The 21,257-nt window shown below is 38.2% G+C and carries 20 protein-coding genes and 1 pseudogene; 13 read left to right on the plus strand and 8 right to left on the minus strand.

The features are described from left to right. Positions 1 to 307 precede the first annotated feature (307 nt). From F928_RS04120 to F928_RS04130, 3 genes and pseudogenes are all read left to right on the plus strand, one after another. The gene (locus tag F928_RS04120; RefSeq protein ID WP_005072548.1) at positions 308 to 1,213 is read left to right on the plus strand and encodes a matrixin family metalloprotease; all 906 of its coding nucleotides are present in this window, start codon (positions 308 to 310) and stop codon (positions 1,211 to 1,213) included. 96 nt (positions 1,214 to 1,309) lie between these two features. Next, positions 1,310 to 2,320: pseudogene (locus F928_RS04125) on the plus strand (M57 family metalloprotease). Between the two features lie 101 nt (positions 2,321 to 2,421). Next, positions 2,422 to 2,796 (plus strand): hypothetical protein, encoded by a 375-nt coding sequence (locus F928_RS04130; RefSeq protein ID WP_014207668.1) that lies wholly within the window; start codon positions 2,422 to 2,424, stop codon positions 2,794 to 2,796. A 62-nt stretch (positions 2,797 to 2,858) separates the two neighbouring features. On the opposite strand, the gene F928_RS04135 is transcribed toward F928_RS04130, so the two are convergent. From F928_RS04135 to F928_RS04150, 4 genes are all read right to left on the minus strand, one after another. Further along, positions 2,859 to 4,151 (minus strand): lytic murein transglycosylase, encoded by a 1,293-nt coding sequence (locus F928_RS04135; protein WP_005063915.1) that lies wholly within the window; start codon positions 4,149 to 4,151, stop codon positions 2,859 to 2,861. Positions 4,152 to 4,837: 686 nt separating this feature from the next. Further along, positions 4,838 to 5,959 (minus strand): 5-(carboxyamino)imidazole ribonucleotide synthase, encoded by a 1,122-nt coding sequence (gene purK, locus F928_RS04140; RefSeq protein WP_002115409.1) that lies wholly within the window; start codon positions 5,957 to 5,959, stop codon positions 4,838 to 4,840. A gap of 9 nt (positions 5,960 to 5,968) precedes the next feature. Further along, the gene (purE, locus tag F928_RS04145) at positions 5,969 to 6,484 is read right to left on the minus strand and encodes a 5-(carboxyamino)imidazole ribonucleotide mutase (protein ID WP_002115451.1); all 516 of its coding nucleotides are present in this window, start codon (positions 6,482 to 6,484) and stop codon (positions 5,969 to 5,971) included. Positions 6,485 to 6,767: 283 nt separating this feature from the next. Continuing rightward, complete coding sequence (locus F928_RS04150) at positions 6,768 to 7,130, minus strand: DMT family protein (protein ID WP_075384089.1); 363 nt, start codon at positions 7,128 to 7,130, stop codon at positions 6,768 to 6,770. 240 nt (positions 7,131 to 7,370) lie between these two features. Here F928_RS04150 and mpl point away from each other — a divergent pair, with 240 nt between their 5' ends. Further along, positions 7,371 to 8,744 (plus strand): UDP-N-acetylmuramate:L-alanyl-gamma-D-glutamyl-meso-diaminopimelate ligase, encoded by a 1,374-nt coding sequence (gene mpl / locus F928_RS04155; RefSeq protein ID WP_002115499.1) that lies wholly within the window; start codon positions 7,371 to 7,373, stop codon positions 8,742 to 8,744. 66 nt (positions 8,745 to 8,810) lie between these two features. Here mpl and F928_RS04160 read toward each other — a convergent pair whose 3' ends face one another. Beyond that, complete coding sequence (locus F928_RS04160; protein ID WP_005063918.1) at positions 8,811 to 10,061, minus strand: low temperature requirement protein A; 1,251 nt, start codon at positions 10,059 to 10,061, stop codon at positions 8,811 to 8,813. 136 nt (positions 10,062 to 10,197) lie between these two features. On the opposite strand from F928_RS04160, the gene F928_RS04165 reads away from it, so the two are divergent. The 8 genes from F928_RS04165 (at position 10,198) to F928_RS04205 (ending at position 17,702) form a co-directional block, all read left to right on the plus strand. Continuing rightward, positions 10,198 to 10,794: an undecaprenyl-diphosphatase gene (locus tag F928_RS04165; protein ID WP_002115468.1), complete on the plus strand. Its 597-nt coding sequence runs from the start codon at positions 10,198 to 10,200 to the stop codon at positions 10,792 to 10,794. A 319-nt stretch (positions 10,795 to 11,113) separates the two neighbouring features. Further along, positions 11,114 to 12,070, plus strand: a complete 957-nt coding sequence (gene terC, locus F928_RS04170) for a TerC family protein (RefSeq protein ID WP_002115411.1) — start codon at positions 11,114 to 11,116, stop codon at positions 12,068 to 12,070. A 188-nt stretch (positions 12,071 to 12,258) separates the two neighbouring features. Then, on the plus strand, positions 12,259 to 12,624 hold the full coding sequence (locus F928_RS04175) for a hypothetical protein (protein WP_002115435.1): 366 nt from the start codon (positions 12,259 to 12,261) through the stop codon (positions 12,622 to 12,624). A gap of 21 nt (positions 12,625 to 12,645) precedes the next feature. Continuing rightward, positions 12,646 to 13,806, plus strand: a complete 1,161-nt coding sequence (locus tag F928_RS04180) for a glutathionylspermidine synthase family protein (protein ID WP_002115486.1) — start codon at positions 12,646 to 12,648, stop codon at positions 13,804 to 13,806. A 292-nt stretch (positions 13,807 to 14,098) separates the two neighbouring features. Beyond that, positions 14,099 to 15,154: an aromatic ring-hydroxylating oxygenase subunit alpha gene (locus F928_RS04185; RefSeq protein WP_002115438.1), complete on the plus strand. Its 1,056-nt coding sequence runs from the start codon at positions 14,099 to 14,101 to the stop codon at positions 15,152 to 15,154. A 56-nt stretch (positions 15,155 to 15,210) separates the two neighbouring features. Beyond that, a complete protein-coding gene (guaD, locus tag F928_RS04190) occupies positions 15,211 to 16,536 on the plus strand; it encodes a guanine deaminase (RefSeq protein WP_002115505.1) in 1,326 nt (441 codons plus the stop codon). A gap of 214 nt (positions 16,537 to 16,750) precedes the next feature. Next, on the plus strand, positions 16,751 to 17,278 hold the full coding sequence (gene hpt, locus F928_RS04200) for a hypoxanthine phosphoribosyltransferase (RefSeq protein ID WP_002115408.1): 528 nt from the start codon (positions 16,751 to 16,753) through the stop codon (positions 17,276 to 17,278). A 172-nt stretch (positions 17,279 to 17,450) separates the two neighbouring features. Beyond that, entirely contained in the window at positions 17,451 to 17,702 is a 252-nt protein-coding gene (locus F928_RS04205) for a GlsB/YeaQ/YmgE family stress response membrane protein (RefSeq protein WP_002115476.1), read from the plus strand. A 52-nt stretch (positions 17,703 to 17,754) separates the two neighbouring features. Here F928_RS04205 and F928_RS04210 read toward each other — a convergent pair whose 3' ends face one another. Together F928_RS04210 and dmeF are read right to left on the minus strand one after the other, a co-directional pair. After that, on the minus strand, positions 17,755 to 18,453 hold the full coding sequence (locus tag F928_RS04210; RefSeq protein WP_002115455.1) for a DsbC family protein: 699 nt from the start codon (positions 18,451 to 18,453) through the stop codon (positions 17,755 to 17,757). A gap of 95 nt (positions 18,454 to 18,548) precedes the next feature. Beyond that, complete coding sequence (dmeF, locus tag F928_RS04215) at positions 18,549 to 19,538, minus strand: CDF family Co(II)/Ni(II) efflux transporter DmeF (RefSeq protein WP_016805950.1); 990 nt, start codon at positions 19,536 to 19,538, stop codon at positions 18,549 to 18,551. Positions 19,539 to 19,580: 42 nt separating this feature from the next. Here dmeF and F928_RS04220 point away from each other — a divergent pair, with 42 nt between their 5' ends. Beyond that, a complete protein-coding gene (locus F928_RS04220; RefSeq protein WP_002115414.1) occupies positions 19,581 to 19,844 on the plus strand; it encodes a metal/formaldehyde-sensitive transcriptional repressor in 264 nt (87 codons plus the stop codon). 48 nt (positions 19,845 to 19,892) lie between these two features. Here the strand turns inward: F928_RS04220 and mnmE are convergent, their stop codons facing one another. Beyond that, positions 19,893 to 21,248: a tRNA uridine-5-carboxymethylaminomethyl(34) synthesis GTPase MnmE gene (mnmE, locus tag F928_RS04225; RefSeq protein WP_002115495.1), complete on the minus strand. Its 1,356-nt coding sequence runs from the start codon at positions 21,246 to 21,248 to the stop codon at positions 19,893 to 19,895. Positions 21,249 to 21,257: the final 9 nt, after the last annotated feature.

Here is a 21,257-nt window from a genome sequence, read left to right on the forward strand (position 1 = left end):
GCGCGAAAGCGCGGTTTTTTATTGTTTACAAAAAGTAACAATAAGTTTTTTAATGATATTATTCAAATGCTTCTGTCAGAAAGATCAATGATAAAAACTAAATATTTAATTTTAAATAATATTTTTTTGCTAAAAAATCACTGTTATTTACTACATTAATTATTTAATTATTGCCAAGTCTGAGAACATCTTTTTTAATTTTTCGACCAATATCACAAACCTCACCTAATCTATTGAGATTTTTATCGTTTTGACGAATTAAATTAAGTAGCTAACAATAAGATTTATTTATATTTTTTATTTTGCCATGAAAAAATTTCTATGGTGGGGATTGAGCTTATGCTTATGCATGGGCTTACAAACAACACTTTTTGCTCAAAGCAATCTGCCAATTCATTCATCTCATCAGCCTTTAAAATACCGAATTGCTTTTATTGATCCGCGGTTTCAACTTACTAAAGAACAACTAGTTGAGGTAAGTCGGCAAGCTGCTGAAATCTGGCAAAAAGAAACTGGAAAGACCTATTTTATTTATGATTCACAGGCTCAATTGTCAATTAACTTAATCTATGATGATCATCAAATGCTTAAGGATGAACAACAAAACAATTTGGATGCACTTTTGCAAAAGCAGGAAGCTTGGCGCATTAAAAATGAAGAAATTGTTCTAAACAAACAGCAAGTTACTCAACTATCAAGTGATTTAAACAAGAAAAAGGTCAGTCTAAAAGTTGAGTTTGAACAATATCAACAAGATGTAACGCGCTTTAATCAAGGAGAACATCAATACTCTAATGCCAATAATTTAAAAGAATGGCAAAAACAACTAGAGCAAAAATCGGAAGAGTTACAAAATGAATCCAATAGTCTAAATTTTAAAATTCAATCACTTAACTTAAAAATTAAAGAGCTAAATCGAGAGCAAAGTGATTTAAGCGCTTTAAAAACACAATTCAAACTAAAGCAGAAAACGAGTATTCAACCCTTCCATAAAGGTTTATTCAGTCAAAACCAAATTCAGATTTACGGTTATGCTTCTTTAAATGACTTACGCTTGACCCTTGCTCATGAACTTGGGCATGCTTTAGGGCTAAAACATACGACTGATCCTAAATCTTTAATGTATCCCTATTTAAAAGAGCAAGATATTCATAACTTTAAATTGACAGATTCAGATTTAGATTTATTAGGTTCAATTTATAGACCAAATTAAGGAAAAATCGTTAAAGTTAACTGATTAAAAAAAACTAAATAAAACCCAATATATTAAATTTTTCCTAAAAAATAATTTGGCATTTGGTAAAAAATAATGAGACTAAAGTCTCATTTATTTTCCTATTTTGTACGTTTTTTGATTGATTTTTCATTTTATATTCTTATAATACGTTTTTTTTAAAATCTCCCCCCTTCGATTATGCGTTTAACATCTTTGTTATTAGGCGTAGCCTTTGCTTTTTCTAATTTTCAGGCTAATGCTAATCTTGCCACTCCAACTCATACTCAAATTCAGCAAAAAGCAGGTCAACATTTGACTTACAAAATTGCTGATATTGATCCACGTTTTGGTTTAAGCCAAGACCAATTAATTCAAATTAGTCAACAAGCTGCGGACATTTGGAAGCAAGGTACTGGACAGGATTATTTTACTTATGATCCAAATGCAAAGTTAGAAATTCGTTTAGTTTACGATAATAGTCAAAGCCGTTCTGAACAGCGTCAAAAAATTGCAGCTCAGTTCCAACAAGAACAGCAACGTGTAATTGATGAACAGCAACAAATTAAGCAATTGAAGCAAACCCTTGGTCAAACTCAAGCCGACCTTGAAAATAAGAAGCAGATTTTGAATGGAAAATTGAAAAATCTTGACCAACTAATGATGCAACTTAACCAAGGCAAATTAGCACCTGAATACAGCGCTAAATCTTTGGCTAAAACTCAGAAAGATTTGCAAAAACAAACTGTTGCTTTAAAGAAAGAAATTGCTGCATATAATGAGCAAGCTAAAGATTTAAATGTCAAAGTGACTCATTTTAATCAGATTAACAATGAGTTTAATAATTCATTGAACCAATTTAAGCAAAATGCTCAAGCGGATGTCTTTAAAAAAGGTATCTACAACGGCAAACAAATTGTGATTTATGAGTTTAAGTCTATTGATGATTTACGCTTAACAATTGCTCATGAGTTAGGACATGCACTTGGTTTAAAACATAGTGATCAACCAAATGCATTGATGTACTCAGTACGTAAAGATGGTGACAAAAAAATCACTGGACTTACGGATGCTGACCGCGATCTATTGAGTGCTTTACCTCAATAATTAAAAGCTTGATATAAAATGATGTATCTATTTCTATGTAGATACATCGAAATTGATATCAAAGTCATGTTATTGTGGTCATAAGAGCTAACGAAAATAGAATGGAGATCAAGATGAGTTATTATCATATCCTGATTGAAGTAAATGATCATATCAGCACAATTGAACAGACACGAGATATTGAACTGTTTGATATTATTGAAATTAAACCATACCTCCATTCTATTTTAATCCCCTTTTTCAATGAGCATGAAATCGAGCTTGAGGATGAAAATATCGAATATAAAGATATTCTCCATCTTGAAGTAAAACAGACTCTGTTACCGATTGAACATTTAATTGAAGAAGAGCAAAAGCAATTACCAAGTGATACTGATGTCACGATCACTGCGTATGAAATCTTTAATGATCGTGATTTAAGCCAAGATGTTACGTCAGTTATTTTTGATATTTTGGAAGCAGTTAAATTAGAGTAATCATCTTATATAAGTACCTATAAAAAGGTCTGCATGAGCAGACCTTTTTTATTATTTCTAGTTTATTGCATCATTTTCTGAGCTTGTTCTTGACGGAATGCACGTAAAATTTGCTGCCCTGCCCGTCCTGTTGGATTTAAACTTAAACGAGTCTGCTCCTGACGAATAGCTACGCGGGTTTTATCTCCAATAAGACCGTCAACTGCACCAATATCATAGCCACGATTAATCAAAAACTGTTGGATTTCACGACGTTCTGCACGTGAAGTTCCCGGATCATCAGTTGGCCAAGACGCAACAAATGGGCCAGCACCTTTTAAACGATCAGATAAATGTGCAATCGCAAGTCCATAGCTTTCCGCAGCGTTATAACTATAGATAGCATCAAAATTCTTAAATACTAAAAATACTGGACCATTTACACCTGCAGGTGCCATTAAACCCGCTGAAGTATTGCCAGATAAAGCCCCTTGAACAAGTGGAGAACCATCAATTCGGGTTACCCCTCGTGCACTCCAGCTACTTAAAGCTTTCTTTGAACGTCGCCCTTCTCCATCAATTGACATACCTTGGGGAACTTTGACTTCAAAACCCCACGGCATTCCTGTTTGCCAACCTGCTTTATTTAAGAAATTAGCAGTTGAAGCAAGTGCATCAGCTGTACTCGACACTAAATCTCGACGACCATCTCCATCAAAATCAACAGCTAATCGTTCATAAGTAGATGGCATAAATTGAGTATGACCAAATGCCCCAGCCCATGAACCTTTCAGTTGGTCTTCGGTTAAATCACCACGTTGTAAAATACGCATAGTGGCAAAAAACTCAGTGCGGAAATAACTTTGTCGACGTCCTTCACAACTTAAAGTCCCGAGTGCTTGTAATAAAGGATATTTTCCAGAAATATCACCAAAATTACTTTCAACACCCCACACTGCTACAATTGTTTCCGGCGGCACACCGTAGGTTTGAGAAGCACGGTTTAAAACATCTCGATGTTGCGCCAGTTTTTGTTTACCAAGCTCAACGCGCTCTTCATCAACTAGACCAGAAAGATAATCCCAAATTGGTGTCGAAAATTCTGGTTGATAGTTTAATTTATCAATAACTGAATAATCTGGGGTCAAGTTTTGGGTATAACGATCATAAGTTGTACCAGATACTCCAGCAGCAATTGCTTGAGAACGTAAATTTGCCAAACAGCTTTGGAAATTATTATTAGGCGTATAATCTTCGCTCGTCACTACTGGAACAATAGCACTGCTAGATATTGTAGAACCATTAATTACGAGCTCTGCTTGAGCCTCAGACATCGCTAAAAATACAGAGCCAACAATACAAGAAAAACGTCGCATATTATCCTAGTTCGATTTTTAAATTTAAATTTGTAAGTACCATACCATTATGAGTCCAAAATTTCAGAGAGAAAACGTAAATTTGAATTCATAATCTCTACTTTAAATTCATTTCCCATGTTTTAAATTCAAATTTTCTACTTTATTTTTGAATTTAAAATTCTCTAGATCCAAATCATTACTTTTGAATTCAAAACCAATACCCAAGTTTAAATTCAAAAGTACCTCTTTAAATTTAAACTACAAACCTCTCTTTATTGTGGATAACTTTATCCACAACAGAGCAAAAAGCACTTCTATTTCTTAATCCTATTCTATATCTCCTTATTATTTATTACAGGCTGTAGCCAATCACCACAAAACCGTATTTTTTAAATTTAAAGATCAGCTAAAATTTTTAAATTCAAAACCTCATACTAATAGACTTCTATTTTTGAATTTAAAAAGGTACACCTAACTCTCTCATTTAAATTTAAAAACACTTTTGTGGATAACTAATTTTAAATTCAAAAACAACCAAGGCTGCCTTTTGTGGTTTTAAATTCAAATTACAGTAGCTTTTTTAAATTCAAAAGTTCCAATTAAAGTTATCCACAACCCTAAAATATGCATGTTCTATTATTTTTTAAATTTAAAAGATAAAAAAAGCGATCCGAAGATCGCTTTTTAGAGAATTAAAAATACTTTTAGAGGGTCATATCTGCTGTTAAAGCGAGTGGTTCTGGCAAAATTTCCGCCAATTGACGGCATAAATTCGTCAATTCATTACTATCCACAGGCATTAAAGTGATATGACCTAATTTGCGGCCAGCACGTTCTGACTTGTTATAAAGATGCAGATGAGCACCATTTAAGGCAAGTACATCCTCAGTTTTAGGATGTTGACCAATAATATTGATCATAACCGTTGGGCGAACAACTTCTGTTGAGCCTAGTGGTAATCCTGCAACAGCTCGAATATGGTTTTCAAACTGAGAACAAACTGCGCCTTCAATTGACCAGTGGCCTGAGTTATGCACACGCGGTGCCATCTCATTTGCACACAAACCTTGTTCTGTTACAAATAGCTCGAGAGTCAACACACCAACATAGTTAAGGTGATTCAACAAACGAGTAATGTAGTCTTGAGCAACGGGTTGCAAAGCTTCACTATTCGGTGCAGGAACAATTGAATGCGATAAAATACCATTATGATGATGGTTTTCAGCCAATGGCCAAGTTTTTACTTCACCATTTTGGCCACGCACCGCAATGATTGAAACTTCGCGAGAGAATTTAACAAAGCTTTCGGCAACTAGACTTTTTGCAGGACCAAGTTCAGCCCAAGCAGTATCAATCTGGTCTTCTGAACGAAGTACAAACTGACCTTTGCCATCATATCCGCCAGTTGCAGTCTTAAGCACGATCGGTAAACCAAGCTCAGCCACAGCCTTTTTCAAGCTTTCTAAGCTATCTACAGCACGATACGGAGCAACAGGAATTGTAAGCTCATCAAACAATGCTTTTTCTGACAAACGATTTTGCGCAGTTGCTAAAGCAACACGGGGAGGATGCAATGTTTTGGTTTGTGTTAAAACATCCACATCTTCAACTGGCGTATTTTCAAATTCAAGACTGAAAACATCAGCACTTTCAATAAACTGCTTTAAACCTTGCTCATCTTGGCTAGAAAAGACCTGGCCTAAAACACCTGCAGGACAATCTGTATTTGCTTCAAAAAAAGTACATTGAATATTTAATGGTAACGCTGCTTGAGCCATCATACGGCCCAGTTGCCCACCACCAAAAATACCGATAGTTTTATCCATCTCAGCCTCTTACACCTGACCCGGAATATTTTTGCTTGCAACTTTATCAGTTTGCGCAGCACGGAAATCAGCAACATTTTTTGCGATTTCAGGACGAGTTAAACCTAAGATTTGTGCAGCCATAATTGCCGCATTCGTTGCACCAGCTGGACCAATTGCTAAAGTACCAACCGCAATACCTGCTGGCATTTGTACAATTGAAAGCAAAGAGTCTACGCCATTTAAAATTGATGATTTAACTGGCACACCTAAAACAGGTAAATCAGTTTTTGCGGCACACATTCCAGGTAAATGCGCTGCACCGCCTGCACCAGCAATAATCACTTGAATACCGCGATCACGTGCAGTTTCTGCATATTCAAATAAACGATCTGGAGTACGATGAGCAGATACTACTTCCGCTTCAAATGGGACACCAAGCTGTTTAAGCATATTGGCTGTGTTTTCGAGAGTTGCCCAATCAGATTGAGAACCCATAATAATTCCAACGAGAGGTTGAGCGTCTTGTGCTGCGGCCGCATTCATTGCTAATGTTCCAGAGACAAAAGTAAAAGAAGATAAATCTCGACGAGAGCCAAGTTTTAAATGGTTCGGAAGCCCATTATTATAGACTGATTTTTCATCTCACGAAAATTTAACTGACTAGCTCTGCGAATATTTTTAATATCATCAAAAAATGTCATGCTTTAACAGTGACACATTCTCAATTTTTATTAATATTAATTAATTAGATATCTGAAAGATAAGCAGGTATTTGAAAAATTAATAGCTTGTATAGAATCAATTATTCAATACAAGCTATCATGGATTATTGGCTTCTAAATACGAAATAAACACAACCAAATAGGCATAACATCGCCCATAAGTAATCGAGTTTAAAGGGTTGCTTAAACAAGAAAATCATAAAAGGTACAAACACGACCAATGTAACCACTTCCTGAGTGATCTTCATTTCACCGAGTAACCAGCCTTGCGCGCTTAACATACGAGTGGCTGGGATCATAAAACTGTATTCAAGTAAGGCAATAATCCAACCGAATAGAATCGCTTGCCAAAGTGGAGCATGGTGCAAAAATTTAAGATGCCCATACCATGCAAGTGTCATAAAGCAGTTAGAAATAATTAATAGCGTAAAAGCTAAAACCGTTGGGCTCAAAGGCACATCCTTCATCATCACGATGATTTAAGTATTTTAACGATACAAAACATTATAAAAGATAAAACTGTAATTCAGCTTAAATCTAAAAAATAAAGCTGTAGTTTTATCAGGGCCTCAAACACATAGAACAACAACGATTTTTGACTATCTTTTCGAGTTTAGCCTTGCTATCGTTGCTGGCAAATTTATCAATAATGCACACACAGCAATTCATTTTAATGTTGTGTACAAAAGCAGTGGAGAAGGCGAGCAATGCATCTGCATATCTTGGGTATTTGTGGCACTTTTATGGGCTCTTTAGCACTTTTGGCTCGTGATTTAGGACATAAGGTAACTGGTTCCGATTTAAACGTTTACCCACCGATGTCTACCCAGTTAGAAAATGCAGGCATTACACTCATGCAAGGCTATGACCGTAGTCATTTACAGCCTCATCCGGACTTGGTTATTGTCGGCAATGCCATGAAACGTGGTATTGATGCAGTCGAATATATGCTGAACGAAGGCCTACCATATATTTCTGGTCCACAATTCCTTGCTGATCATGTTTTACAAGGTAAACATGTACTTGGTGTAGCAGGTACTCACGGGAAAACAACAACTACGACCATGTTGGCTTGGGTACTTGATCAAGCTGGTTTAAATCCGGGCTTTTTAATTGGTGGTGTTCCACTTGGTTTTAGTGAAAGTGCTCGTTTAGGCGGTGGTAAATACTTCTGTGTTGAAGCCGATGAATATGACTCTGCTTTCTTTGATAAACGTTCTAAGTTTGTTCATTATCACCCAAAAACGGCGATTTTAAATAACCTTGAATTTGACCATGCCGATATTTTTGATGACCTAGCAGCGATTCAAAAGCAGTTCCATCATCTTGTGCGTACTATTCCAAGTGAAGGCCGTATTATTGCGCCAATTACTGAAACGCATATTGATGAAGTGCTTGAAATGGGTTGCTGGACACCAGTAATTCGTACAAGTCTAGAAGCGAATGAAAAAGCTGCTCTCTCTGCCGAACTCATTTCAATTGATGGCAGCCATTTTAAAGTACTCGAAAATGGCAATGTCGTTGGCGAAGTGAAATGGAGCATGACAGGGCAACATAGTGTGGCGAATGCTTTGGCAACCATTGCAGCCGCTCAGCATGTGGGTGTTACGCTTGAAACGGCTTGTGAAGCTTTATCTAACTTTGGCGGTGTGAAACGTCGTATGGAGTTACTCGGCACAGTCAATGGCATTGAGGTTTATGACGACTTCGCGCACCATCCAACAGCAATTGACACAACTTTAGATGGCGCACGCAAACGCTTAGGTGAACGCCGTTTATGGGCCATTATTGAACCACGTTCAAACACGATGCGTATGGGCAGTCACAAAGATGGCTTGGCACATTCAGCACGCTTAGCAGACGAAGTGATCTGGTATCAGCCAGAAGGCTTAGATTGGGATTTACAACCTGTGATTGAAGCTGCTTCTAACCATGCTCAAGTGAGCCGTTCACTTGATGAAATTATTGAGCGTATTGTCAATGAAGCAGGTGAGGGCGATGCCGTTGTGATTATGTCTAATGGTGGCTTCGGTGGCTTACATCAAAAATTAATGAGCGCATTAAAAGCAAAAGCTGCTTAAATTTCGCTTTAGATGATTCAATAAAAAATGGGTTTCAAATTGAAACCCATTTTTTATCAGTGACTTTTAAAGCTTTTCTGGCTCTATATTGGCCATAAATTTATTAGAAACCATTAAACGTAAACTATAGACAATGCCCATCGCAAAAACGCTATATCCCACGTTATTACAAATAAACGGAATACATAAAATAATGAGCGCTGTGATTGGATAAAACCATTTCGTGATTCCAGATAAGCATTGGAACTCATAAAGTATCCAAATACAGGTGGTATAAAGCACCACACTCACCGCAACAACTATTCCCATATATAAATCAGAAATATGCGCATGATGGGTTGTAACATCCACGGCAGCAGCAAGCGCAGCACCTACCGCAGCAATACTGACAAAAACAAAATAATGACCGTATCCCCAAACAAATGGGCGCACACCTTTAACATGATGGTGCTGTTCGCTACGGTCAAAATAAGCCCACCACATTGCGAACATCAACATCAATCCACCGACCATTAAGAAAATGGCAGGGATATTCATTGATTGAGCGGCTAAAGCATCACGTATGGCATTAAAACTGCCGACAATCGACTCACCCAACACAATAATTGTGAGTAGGGCATAACGTTCTACAATATGATGAGGATGCCACGGTGTTGGAGAATATTTTTCTGCATAAATTGGAACAAATAACTCCACGACAACCAGAAATAAAAATAGAGGTATTGAAAGTACATGAGCAAAGTTAGCCACAAGCCAGCCAATTTGTACTAAGACTATACCTATTGCATAGCGATAAGCCGTAACACGCCTTTCAGGATCATGTTTTGCTGCTCTGAGCCACTGAGTCACCAAGGCCATGCGCATGATCACATAACCGATAATGATTACATCAAAATCCTGACTACGAAATACATCAGGGATACCTGCCGCCATCACCAATGAACCTACAATCTGTACAAAGGTAAGGCATCGGTACAATGCATCATCGTTATCGTAAGCCGAGGCAAACCATGAAAAATTCATCCATGCCCACCACAGCGCAAAAAATACCATCAGGTAGCTTGGTAATGCATGCCAGAGGTGATTTTCAATAATTGCATGATGTAACTGTTGACCCGCTGTTGCAATCGCGACCACAAAAATTAAATCGAACAATAATTCGAGTGGAGTCGCTGCTCTATGCTGCTGATCAGGATCTCTTGGGGATAGGGGCCTCAAGCTTAATTTTATCTGTTTTTCTTGAGTAGTCATAAAATAACGTTCTCGAATAAAGTGCCAACACGTTAACACTTTAATATTAACGCCCAGAACACGCATTAAAAAATATCTAGACCTGCTGTTTAATCTTTACTCACAAACAAACTATATTTCATTTTTGTGACAATTCTTTATCAAGATAACAGGCTTAATTCTTTATCATAGCCCACGTTTTTTGTTCTTGTTTGGAATATGAATGTCTTTAGAAACACTCAACCTTAGCTTATTCCATGTGATTAATGGGGCTCAGGATGCGAGTCAATTTATCATTCGTCTTGCTATCTTTTTTGCTAATGATCTCCTCTATATTCTCTTATTCATCCTTACATTTTTATGGTTTTATGGCGATCAAGATTTAAAAAATAGGGTCATTAAATCTGTCTTTTTAACCTGCGTATCACTTTTAGTCGGTTACGTTATTTCTCTGTTTTACCATCACTCAAGACCGTTTGTCATGGGTGTGGGTACGACTTTTATTGAACATGCGCCAACAGCATCTTTTCCAAGTAATCATATGCTGATTTTCAGCACCATTGCTTTATCTTATTTGTTTGCTCAGCGCAAAATAATTGGAATTATCCTTTTATTTTTATCATTTGTAGTGGCGTGGTCACGTATTTATTTAGGTGTGCATTTCCCTTTAGACATGTTAGGGGCTTTTATTGTCGCACTACTAGTCAATACATCAGGTTATTACTTCTGGAATGCTTACGGTACAAGTTTGACGGCATTCTGTATTCATATTTATCAGATTATCTGCAAACCACTTTTAGACCGCGGTTTGATTAAATAACCTATAGATCTTTTTTTGCATTCAAACCACGACATTAAGTTCAGTTGCGTAATACAAAAAAATCTGCCATTCTATGTGGACTTGGATATGTTTTATCCAAAAAAGAATTTAGTTTGACAAGGGGAGTAGCCTCCTCCAAACATAACAGCAATGTTATGTGTCAGATATCGTCAATACGCTTTTATTAAAAAGTCGGTATCTGAGCATCGTGAAATTCATGGTGTAGGCAAGACCTTGATCATGTTGATACAGATGTTTAATTCATCTGGCAACTGGTCGAGGTTTTTTTATGCCCAATTGCCGGATGTATGGAGGATTTATGGAATCGATCGGCAATTTATGGCTGTACATAGCATTCTTTGGCATTGTCATTGTCATGCTCCTGATTGACTTTTTAGGCTTTAAACAAAAGCAAGGTCAGGATGTCTCAATTAAGCAAGCTGCTTACTGGAGTGTGGCGTGGGTAAGCGTCGCAGCCCTATTTGGTGGTGGTTTATGGCTTTACCTACAACAAACAGTTGGGGTGACCTTAGCAAACCAAAAAACTATGGAATACTTTGCGGGTTACTTACTCGAAAAGTCCCTCGCAATTGACAACGTTTTCGTCTGGTTAATGATTTTCGCAGCGTTTGCTATTCCAGCTGCACTACAACGTAAAATTTTGCTCTACGGCGTATTAGGTGCAATCGTACTACGTACCCTCTTTATTTTTATTGGTGCATGGTTCGTTCAAGAATTTTCTTGGGTACTTTATATCTTCGGTGCGTTCTTGGTATATACAGGCTTTAAGTTCTTAAAAGGCCAAGATGAAGAAACCAATATTGAAGATATCAAGCTCTTAAAATGGTTACGTAACCATATGCGTATTACACCACAGCTTGAAGGTGACAAATTCTTTGTACGTCAAAACGGTTTATTGTGGGCAACGCCGTTATTTCTAGTTTTGATTTTGGTTGAAGCTTCAGACGTGATTTTCGCAGTAGATTCTATTCCTGCTATTTTCGCGGTAACTAGCGACCCGTTTATTGTTTTAACGGCGAACTTAATGGCAATTTTAGGTTTACGCGCAATGTTCTTTTTGCTTGCTGGCGCTGCGACTAAATTGCATTACTTACCATACGGCTTAGGCATCATCTTATTGTTCATTGGTGCGAAAATGTTGTTGCTTGATGTATTCCACATGCCAATCTGGATCTCGTTAAGCTTTATCGTAATAGTGTTAGCAATCACTGCTTACCTTTCTCTACGACACAGCAAAAAGCAATTGCAGTCTTAATTCATCACAACAAGGCATCTACACGTGAGATGCCTTGTTATCTAAATTTTAAAAATAGACTGTACTTTAAAAAAACAGATTAATATTATATGCCAACTTAAAATTTATCTTTCCTAATCAGAAACATAATAGATAACAGCTATTCGGTATTTTATGCCGAACATACTTATTAAAATGTGTGGAGTCTCATGCGTTCTAAAAAAATTAATCTTGTCATTGTCCCTCTATTACTCACGGCATGTAGCCATAATGATGGTCCTTTAGTACAAGACGTATATAACAACCAATATGACTGTGCTCGCGACTGGAATAATGAAACATGTAAACAAGAAAATAGCTCCAGTGGACATGGTTCTAGCTATATTGGTAGTCGCTATTTAGGTCCTGCGTATTATCGAAATAATCGGGAAGTTTCTTTTCGCGGCAATACCTTACATCCTTACAGCAATTTGAGTGTAGGCCGACCAATTATTTCAAGCACAGCGAAAAGTTCGTCTTTTTCATCCCCAATTCGTGGTGGTTTTGGCCGTAGCGGTTTTTCTTTCGGCGGCTAAGTCTTTAGGCATTCACTTAATATGAAAAGAAAAATATTTACTCCAAGACCAGACTGGCAAGTGGAGCATCAAAATATTGGTTTTGATTATTTTAATTTACCTTCTCTTGATGGCTCAATTTACTGGTCTGAAGGAGTTGCTTATGAGTTTACCCTTAAACAGGTTGAACAACTGGAAGATGCGGCAAATGAACTGCATCAGATGTGTTTATCGGTAGTAGGAGACCTCATTCAACGGGGCGACTATCCTGCTTATTTTCAAATTCCAGAAACAGCTATAAACCATATTGAACATTCATGGAAACAAAATGCCCCTATGCTGTATGGCCGTTTTGATTTCGCTTACGATGGGCGAAATATCAAAATGCTGGAATATAACGCCGACACGCCGACTGGCTTACTCGAAGCCTCTGTCGCGCAGTGGCTATGGATAGAACAAGTCTCAGGCATTGCAAACCGAGATCAATTCAATAGCATTCATGAAGACCTGATTAAACGCTGGAAGACAATTTTACCGCGTGGTAGCCATGTGCATTTTGCTGCCTGTCAGGAGGCTGGAAGGGAGGACTGGGGAAATCTCGAGTACTTGATGGATACCGCTTATCAAGCTCATCTACAGGTTTCCGAGCTTTCTATGGAAAACATAGGTTGGAACGGGCAAGATTTTGTTGATCTCCATAATCAGCCCATTCAAAACATATTTAAGCTCTACCCATGGGAATGGATCTGGGAAGAAGCATTTTCTCAATATATCCACCCACAAACACAGTGGATTGAACCCTGCTGGAAAATGTTACTTTCAAATAAAGCAATTTTGGTTGAGCTTTGGAAGCGTTACCCAAACCATCCATTGTTGATTGAAACCCATACCTATGACCCGCAACAAGCTTTGTCTGGCAAATGGGTGAAAAAGCCGATTTTGGCAAGGGAAGGGGCCAATATTCGAGTTTTACAAGACGGCCATGACCAAGGTACGGCTTCTGGTAGCTTTTATTTTGATGACTATGACAAATACGGTTATGTCGCACAGAAATGGGTAGATACCCCATTATTTTCAGGACAACTACCTACACTCGGTTTATGGATGGTTGGACATCAATGCGCCGGCATGTCTATTCGTGAAGATTGTTATGACATTATCGGTAATGATGCTCACTTTGCAGCACATTATTTTGTCGAGTAATAAATGCCTAGAGGTATTTTAAAAAGCACTTTTTAGGTGCTTTTTTATTGTGCCTTCCACGTAGTCAATCAGTGCATTTTAAATATATAGCGAATAATAATTTTTGGTTTTTAAAGCTAAATTAGAACAAAAATTCAAAAAAATAATAACTTAATCTTATGTAATTTAATAGTTTTATTCTTATTTCTTTAATTAAAAATCAATATTGGCAAGCTCTTTGCATCTCTTAAAAAGAAAAAAGCCTAGATTTTAAGGGCTCGCGAGAGCCCTGATTTTTTTAAGGAGTGATGCCATGAATGCGATTCCAACTTTAACGCCCCTTGCCATGCCGTGTAACAGCAGTTTTGAAGCAAAAGATTGGGAAATTTTATCTACCCACTGGTATCCCGTCGCACGTACTCAAGATGTCTCTACTGTACCTCAACGAGTCACGCTACTAGACGTCAATATGGCGTTATATAAAACAGAAAGTGGGGAAATTCATTTGGTTCGAGATATTTGTCCACATCGTGGGGTGCCTTTAACCAAAGGTTGGGTGGATGGTGAGGAGATTGTGTGCCCTTATCATGGCCTACGCTATAACAGCGAAGGGAAATGCACCCAAATACCAGCTCAGCCCGAACTGACTAAAATTTCTGATCGTTTTTCTCTGACCAAATTTCCAGTTGTACAAAGATATGGTCTCATTTGGACCAGTATTCATGGTCGTGATATTGCTAAAGCCAATATTCCTATATTAGATACTTGGGACCACGCAGAGCATCAAGCGATTTTACCGCCTTTCGTCGATATTGGTGGTTCTAGTGGACGTCAACTTGAAGGATTTATCGATGTCGCTCATTTTGCGTGGGTACATCACAATGCCTTTGCGAATCGGGATAATCCCATCGTCCCTAAATATCACACTGAACGTACCAACTATGGCTTAAAAACGGTCTATATCAGCAACGTCAGTAACTATCCGCATGAACTAAAACATCTCGAACCAGAAGGCTTTTCATGGAAGCGTACCTTTGATGTCTATCCACCTTTTTCAGCCGTGCTCACGGTCGATTTTCCAGAAGGCGGGGTCTTAAAAATCTTGAATGCCTGTTGCCCTATTTCAAGCAATAAAACCCGTTTATTTGTTCCACTCACCCGTAACTTTGACCAAACAGGCGATTTAGAAAAGGTATATGCATTTAATGCCCAAATTTTTGCCGAAGATCAAGACATGGTCGAATCACAAAAGCCAGAAGAACTGCCGCTTGATTTAATGATGGAAGCACATTTTGAAGCAGACCGTTCATCAACAACCTATCGACGGATTTTGGCTGAATGGGGACTAAGTAAACGTTATACCGTTTAAATATTAGCTAACTGGGGTACAATCAATCGAAAAAAGTGAAAATATAAAGGCTTTCCATGTCATTGATCGCAAATACCACCGTTGTGCGTGGTCGTTTTTTAGATATCCAGCAAACTGTCTCTGAGCCAACTGATATTCCAAATCAAGTGCGTTATTTGGAAGATGGTGTATTGGTTAGTGAACATGGAAAAATCAAATGGTTTGGTGCATGGGAAGACGCTCAACAGCATCTACCTGCTGGGGTTAAGATTCAACATTATCCAGAACAATTGATTGTACCCGGCTTTATTGATACCCATATTCACTTTCCCCAAACCGAAATGGTTGGAGCATATGGTGAACAACTTTTAAGTTGGCTCAATACTTATACTTTCCCAACTGAAATCCAGTTTCAGGATAAAGCATATGCAAGTGAAATTGCTCAGTTCTTTGTTCAAGAGCTACTGAAACACGGTACAACCACGGCCCTCGTTTTCTGTACAGTTCACCCCGAGTCTGTTGATGCCTTATTTGAAACCGCAGAACACGTTCAGATGCGTTTAATTGCTGGTAAGGTACTCATGGACCGCCATGCACCTGAAGCGCTTTGTGATACGCCAGAAACAGCTTACAGCGACACCAAAGCACTGATTGAGAAATGGCATGGTAAGGGCCGTGCTCTCTATGCGATTACTCCACGTTTTGCACCAACGTCTACACCTGAACAGTTAGAAAGAGCAGGGCAGTTAAAACAAGAATTTCCAGATGTTTATTTACATACCCATTTAAGTGAAAACAAAGATGAAATCGCTTGGGTGAAATCTTTATTTCCAGAACAAGCAGGCTATTTAGATGTTTATCAACATTATGGCCTGACTGGTAAACGTTCTGTATTTGCTCATTGCGTTCACTTAGAAGATCAAGAATGGCAATGTATGCATGATACACAATCGGCTATTGCATTTTGCCCAACGTCAAACCTGTTCTTAGGCAGTGGTTTATTTCCACTGAAAAAAACTTGGGAAAAACAAGTGAAAGTAGGCTTAGGGACAGATATCGGTGCTGGTACATCATTTAGTTTGCTGCAAACCGTTAACGAAGCTTATAAGGTTCAGCAGTTACAAGGTGATAAACTTTCAGCTTATGAAGCGCTCTATCATGCAACTTTAGGTGGAGCAAAAGCGCTTGATTTACAAGATCAGTTAGGCAACTTCAATGTCGGTAAAGAAGCAGACTTTGTGGTACTGAATCTCAAGCCAACAGCATTACAGGAACTTCGCCAGTCTAAATCCAAATCTGTTGAAGACTCACTGTTTGCATTATTCACTTTAGGTGATGACCGTAATATTGAGGCGACTTATATTTATGGAAACCGTGCTTATCAAAAAGAAACAGCCAAATAAAAAAGGCATTGTTAAGTTTTTGTTATTATTTGGAATATGTGCTCTTGCATTAAAGCGTGATCGACATAATCCGCAAAATGATAAAATTTCACAGCCATCAAAGGGTGCATGAAACGTCATTTTGCTTTAAAATTTTACCATTAACTCAGATTTTCGAGGTGTTGCAGGTCAACACCTTTTTTATTTTTTCTTTTATATCTTGTAGGAATCTGCCATGACTGTTGCAATGAGCATCATGATTTCAACCGAAGAAATTCAAGCAAAAGTCAAAGAGCTCGGCGAGCAAATTAACGCTCACTATGCAAATAGTGATAAAGAATTAGTTCTTATTGGACTACTTCGTGGTTCTGTTATTTTCATGGCAGACTTGTGCCGTACAATTACTAAACCGCATGAACTCGACTTCATGACAGTGTCTAGCTACGGCGGCGGTACGACTTCAAGTCGAGATGTCAAAATCTTAAAAGATCTTGACGGTGAAATTCGCGGTAAAGATGTATTGGTTGTTGAAGACATTATCGACTCAGGCAATACCTTAAGCAAAGTCGTTGAAATGTTGCAAACTCGCGAGCCAAATTCAATTCAACTCTGCACATTAGTGAGTAAACCATCTCGCCGTGAAATTGATCTTGAAGTGAAATTTTTAGGTTTTGAAGTTGAAGACAGATTCATTGTGGGTTACGGCTTAGACTACGACCAGAAATATCGCCACTTGCCATTTATTGGTGAAATTGGTTTATAAATTTCAGAGAAATAGCACCGCAAGGTGCTATTTTTTTATATAAAGCCTTAGCTTTGAACAAAAAAGACACAAAAATTCGCAATCTGCTACAGACAAAATAGACAGCTCTACCGCACGATAGAATATGAAGCAAAATCATTAACTTCATCAAAAAAACAACTGGAGAACAAATATGTGGTCACTTATTGTTGCTATTGTAGTTGGTTTCTTTGCTGGCTTAATCGCTCGTGCTTTGCATCCTGGGGATGATAAAGCAGGTTTCATCGTAACGACCTTGATTGGTATTGCAGGTTCACTTCTAGCTACTTATGGTGGTCGTTTACTTGGACTTTACGGCGAAAACTCAGCTGCAGGCTTTATCGCATCCGTGATTGGTGCCATCGTTATTCTTTTTATCTACAACTTGATTGCACGAAAAAGCTAAACCTTAATTCATTTATAAGAAAAGCACCTTATGGTGCTTTTTTTAATTTATTTTAAAGACCTAACTCTTTCCATACGGCCTGAATTTCTTCAGCAGAGCGTGCGCCAACCAGTTTGAAACCATTCGCAAAAATTAGGGTAGGGGTGCCGTTAAAGCCGAGTTTTTTTCCTAATTCCAAATTACGGTCAATTGGGTTTGCACAGCTTGTAACTGTTGGTTTAACACCTTGCTGAATCAGTTTTTTCCATGAGTAAGATTGATTTGGTGCACACCAAACTTGTCTAGAAACCACAATAGACTGAGGTTTTAAAGGATAGATGAACGTATAAATAGTCACATTTTTAAGCTTATCGAGTTCAGGTTCAAGCTGCTTACAATAAGGACAATTTGGATCAGAAAATACTGCTAAAACATGTTGGCCATTACCTTTGACTGTTTTAATCGCATCTTTTAAAGGCAGTTGTTTCCAATCAATTGAGTTTTGTCCTAAAACTAGATCTTTAGTTAAGTTCTTCTGGTCTTTTAACCGAATCATAGAGCCTACAAACATATGTTGCCCATCTTCACCAACATAAATGATTTGCTGATCAAGATTAGCGCTATATAGCCCGGGCATTTCAGTTTTCTGAATATTGCTAATTTTCAAATTAGGATATTGTTTTTTAATATTTTCCCTAACAGTATCTACATTAGCGAAACTCACACTTGCAGTTAGGCTAAATAACGCCAATATTCCTAATTTTTTAAGCATAAAACTGACTCATAGGTAGGAGAGGAGATCATTTTAATCAGTTCAGCTTTTTAAAACAGAACTGATTACCGAGTTATAACCAAACTTCCACTCATTTATGCCAATGTTTCACGTGGAACATAAATAGGTTTTAGAGTATTAATTTCTACCGATATATGCACAATTTCATCATGAATGGATAAAGCATGACGAATCTGATCTGCAGTTAAAGAAATATCATCAGTTTCGAGTGCCAAAATACAAGAAAACTTACCTTTCGCGACTTTCCAGACATGAATATCCGTAATTTCAATATTTTTAGGAAATTCAGCAATCACTTCACGAATTTCTTCAACCACAGGATGGTCCATTTCTGCATCTAAAAGGGTTTTTCCTGTCTCTTTCATTAACCCAAGAGACCATTTTGCAACCAAAATAGCACCTAAAATCCCTAAAAGCGCATCTAAAAAATCCCAACCGAAATATTTACCCGCACAAAGCGCAATAATTGCAAAAACGGAGGTGACAGCATCTGCAACTACATGTAAAAAAGCAGCTTTTTGGTTTAAATCGTGGTGGTGATGTCCATGCTCATGATGGTGATGGTGATGGTGATGGTGATGGTGATGGTGATGGTGCCCATCATCGTGAAGTAACCATGCGCAAATCAAGTTAATGACCAAACCTAAAATTGCAATCGGAATCGCTTCATTATAAAAAATTTCAACTGGACTAAATAAACGTTGTATCGACTGAAACGCCATAAAAATGGCGACAACCATCAACAAAATTGCACTGCTATAACCCGCTAAAATCTCGATTTTCCACGTTCCGAAACTAAACCGACGATCTTTGGAGTAATGACGAGCCGCGCGATAGGCAAAATAAGCTAAACCGAGAGCCAACATATGGGAACTCATATGCCAACCATCAGCCAGTAGTGCCATTGAATTGAAAAACCATCCACCGAATATTTCTAACACCATCATTGATGCCGTTAAAATCGTTGCAATCAAAATACGTTTTTGTGCAAGTGGATTTCCTTCATCAAACTGATGTTGATGATGACGTGATACACTATGATCCTGCATAATATTTAAACCCAATATACTCCCTACCAGTATATTGAATTATACAAGAGAACACAGATGAGTCACATTGGTCAGGATAAAAAAATACTTAATCGTGTAAAACGACTAAAAGGACAAATCAACAGCATTGAGCATGCTGTTGAACAGCCAGATATTTCATGCATAGAAATACTACAACAAGTTGCTGCAATTAAAGGGGCAATAAACGGTTTGATGAGTGAATTAATGGAACAGCATTTACATCATCACGTGCTCAAAGACGCACAAGTTGATCAAAATGAGCTAGATGAGTTTTTAAAGGTTCTAAAAAGATACGGTTAACGAGGTGACTGAATGACACAGCGATGTGCATCATTCAGAATTTTGTAATTATTTTCCAATACAGAATGAACCAAAAATCTTGCCTAATAAGTCATCGGCACTAAAGTCACCAGTAATTTCACCTAAAGCATTTTGGGCAAGACGTAGTGACTCAGCAACCAGTTCACCTGCGTTAAACTCAACAAGTTGCTCACGTGCTTCTGAAAGATAGAGCTGCGTGCGCTTCATTGCGTCTAAATGACGTGTTCTTGCAATAAAGGTGTCTTCCTCAGGGTGGAAGCCTGCATGCGCTGTAATCGCGTCTACGAGGCCTTGTACGCCCATCTCTTGTTTTGCAGAAACAGTTATATGACGGAAACCTTGAAAATCACTTATTTCAGCTAATTGACCAGTTAAATCGCATTTATTACCAATTAACATTAAACGACGCGGTTCAATATGTTCCGCAAAATACTCTTGAGCGAGTTTTAATGGGTCATCACCTTGGTTTAAATCATAAACCAGCAATAACAAATCAGCTTGTTCAATTTCTTTGATTGCACGACGAATCCCTTCTTTTTCAACGATGTCACCTGTTTCACGAAGACCCGCAGTATCTGTTAAGGTGATTGGTAGACCATTTAAGCTAATTTTTTCATGTAAAACATCACGAGTTGTACCAGCAATATCTGTCACAATTGCACGCTCAACACCAGCAAGTGCATTTAACAAGCTCGACTTACCCGCATTTGGTTTACCCGCAATAACGACTTGCAAACCTTCACGGAGTAATTGCCCTTGTCGTGCAGAGGTTTGAACAGCATGTACCGACTGCTGAACATCTTCAAGTAAAGCTAAAATTTTGCCATCTGCCAAGAAATCGATTTCTTCTTCAGGAAAATCAATTGCTGCTTCAACATGCAAGCGTAAATGAATCAGTTTTTCTAAAACAGTATTAATTTTTGTTGAAAAAGCGCCTTGTAAAGAGCGAACCGCAGAGCGTGCCGCAGCTTGCGAAGTCGCATCAATCAAGTCGGCAATCGCTTCCGCTTGTACCAAGTCCATCTTGCCATTTTCAAAAGCACGCATGGAAAATTCGCCGGCTTTTGCAGCAATTGCACCAAGCTCAAATAGACGCCCAAGCAAGGCATTTTGGATGACTGGACCGCCGTGGCCTTGTAGCTCTACAACATCTTCACCTGTAAACGAGTGAGGATTGGGAAAGCATAGAACAATCCCTTCATCCATAATGCTGCCATCAGCATCATAAAATTTACGGAAACCCGCCATACGCGCTTCAGGCAAGTTTTTTTGTGTCAGGTTTTGAGCAATTTCATAAGCCTTAGGTCCAGATAGGCGAATCACGCCCACACCACCACGCCCAGGTGGCGTTGCAATTGCGGCAATCGTGGTTTGACTTTGCATATTATTCAC

Source organism: Acinetobacter pittii ATCC 19004 = CIP 70.29, assembly GCF_000369045.1.
GTDB classification, from domain to species: domain Bacteria; phylum Pseudomonadota; class Gammaproteobacteria; order Pseudomonadales; family Moraxellaceae; genus Acinetobacter; species Acinetobacter pittii.

Excerpts from the sequence above, each read along its gene's own strand:
- F928_RS04220 (WP_002115414.1), top strand. The coding sequence starts at position 19,581 with ATGAGTCACATTGGTCAGGATAAAAAAATACTTAATCGTGTAAAACGA.
- hpt (WP_002115408.1), top strand. The coding sequence starts at position 16,751 with ATGACTGTTGCAATGAGCATCATGATTTCAACCGAAGAAATTCAAGCA.
- mnmE (WP_002115495.1), bottom strand. The coding sequence starts at position 21,248 with ATGCAAAGTCAAACCACGATTGCCGCAATTGCAACGCCACCTGGGCGT.
- F928_RS04130 (WP_014207668.1), top strand. The coding sequence starts at position 2,422 with ATGGAGATCAAGATGAGTTATTATCATATCCTGATTGAAGTAAATGAT.
- purE (WP_002115451.1), bottom strand. The coding sequence starts at position 6,484 with ATGAATGCGGCCGCAGCACAAGACGCTCAACCTCTCGTTGGAATTATT.
- purK (WP_002115409.1), bottom strand. The coding sequence starts at position 5,959 with ATGGATAAAACTATCGGTATTTTTGGTGGTGGGCAACTGGGCCGTATG.
- terC (WP_002115411.1), top strand. The coding sequence starts at position 11,114 with ATGGAATCGATCGGCAATTTATGGCTGTACATAGCATTCTTTGGCATT.
- F928_RS04160 (WP_005063918.1), bottom strand. The coding sequence starts at position 10,061 with ATGCGTGTTCTGGGCGTTAATATTAAAGTGTTAACGTGTTGGCACTTT.
- F928_RS04185 (WP_002115438.1), top strand. The coding sequence starts at position 14,099 with ATGAATGCGATTCCAACTTTAACGCCCCTTGCCATGCCGTGTAACAGC.
- guaD (WP_002115505.1), top strand. The coding sequence starts at position 15,211 with ATGTCATTGATCGCAAATACCACCGTTGTGCGTGGTCGTTTTTTAGAT.
- mpl (WP_002115499.1), top strand. The coding sequence starts at position 7,371 with ATGCATCTGCATATCTTGGGTATTTGTGGCACTTTTATGGGCTCTTTA.
- F928_RS04150 (WP_075384089.1), bottom strand. The coding sequence starts at position 7,130 with ATGAAGGATGTGCCTTTGAGCCCAACGGTTTTAGCTTTTACGCTATTA.
- F928_RS04175 (WP_002115435.1), top strand. The coding sequence starts at position 12,259 with ATGCGTTCTAAAAAAATTAATCTTGTCATTGTCCCTCTATTACTCACG.
- F928_RS04180 (WP_002115486.1), top strand. The coding sequence starts at position 12,646 with ATGAAAAGAAAAATATTTACTCCAAGACCAGACTGGCAAGTGGAGCAT.
- F928_RS04210 (WP_002115455.1), bottom strand. The coding sequence starts at position 18,453 with ATGCTTAAAAAATTAGGAATATTGGCGTTATTTAGCCTAACTGCAAGT.
- F928_RS04165 (WP_002115468.1), top strand. The coding sequence starts at position 10,198 with ATGTCTTTAGAAACACTCAACCTTAGCTTATTCCATGTGATTAATGGG.
- F928_RS04205 (WP_002115476.1), top strand. The coding sequence starts at position 17,451 with ATGTGGTCACTTATTGTTGCTATTGTAGTTGGTTTCTTTGCTGGCTTA.
- F928_RS04120 (WP_005072548.1), top strand. The coding sequence starts at position 308 with ATGAAAAAATTTCTATGGTGGGGATTGAGCTTATGCTTATGCATGGGC.
- F928_RS04135 (WP_005063915.1), bottom strand. The coding sequence starts at position 4,151 with ATGCGACGTTTTTCTTGTATTGTTGGCTCTGTATTTTTAGCGATGTCT.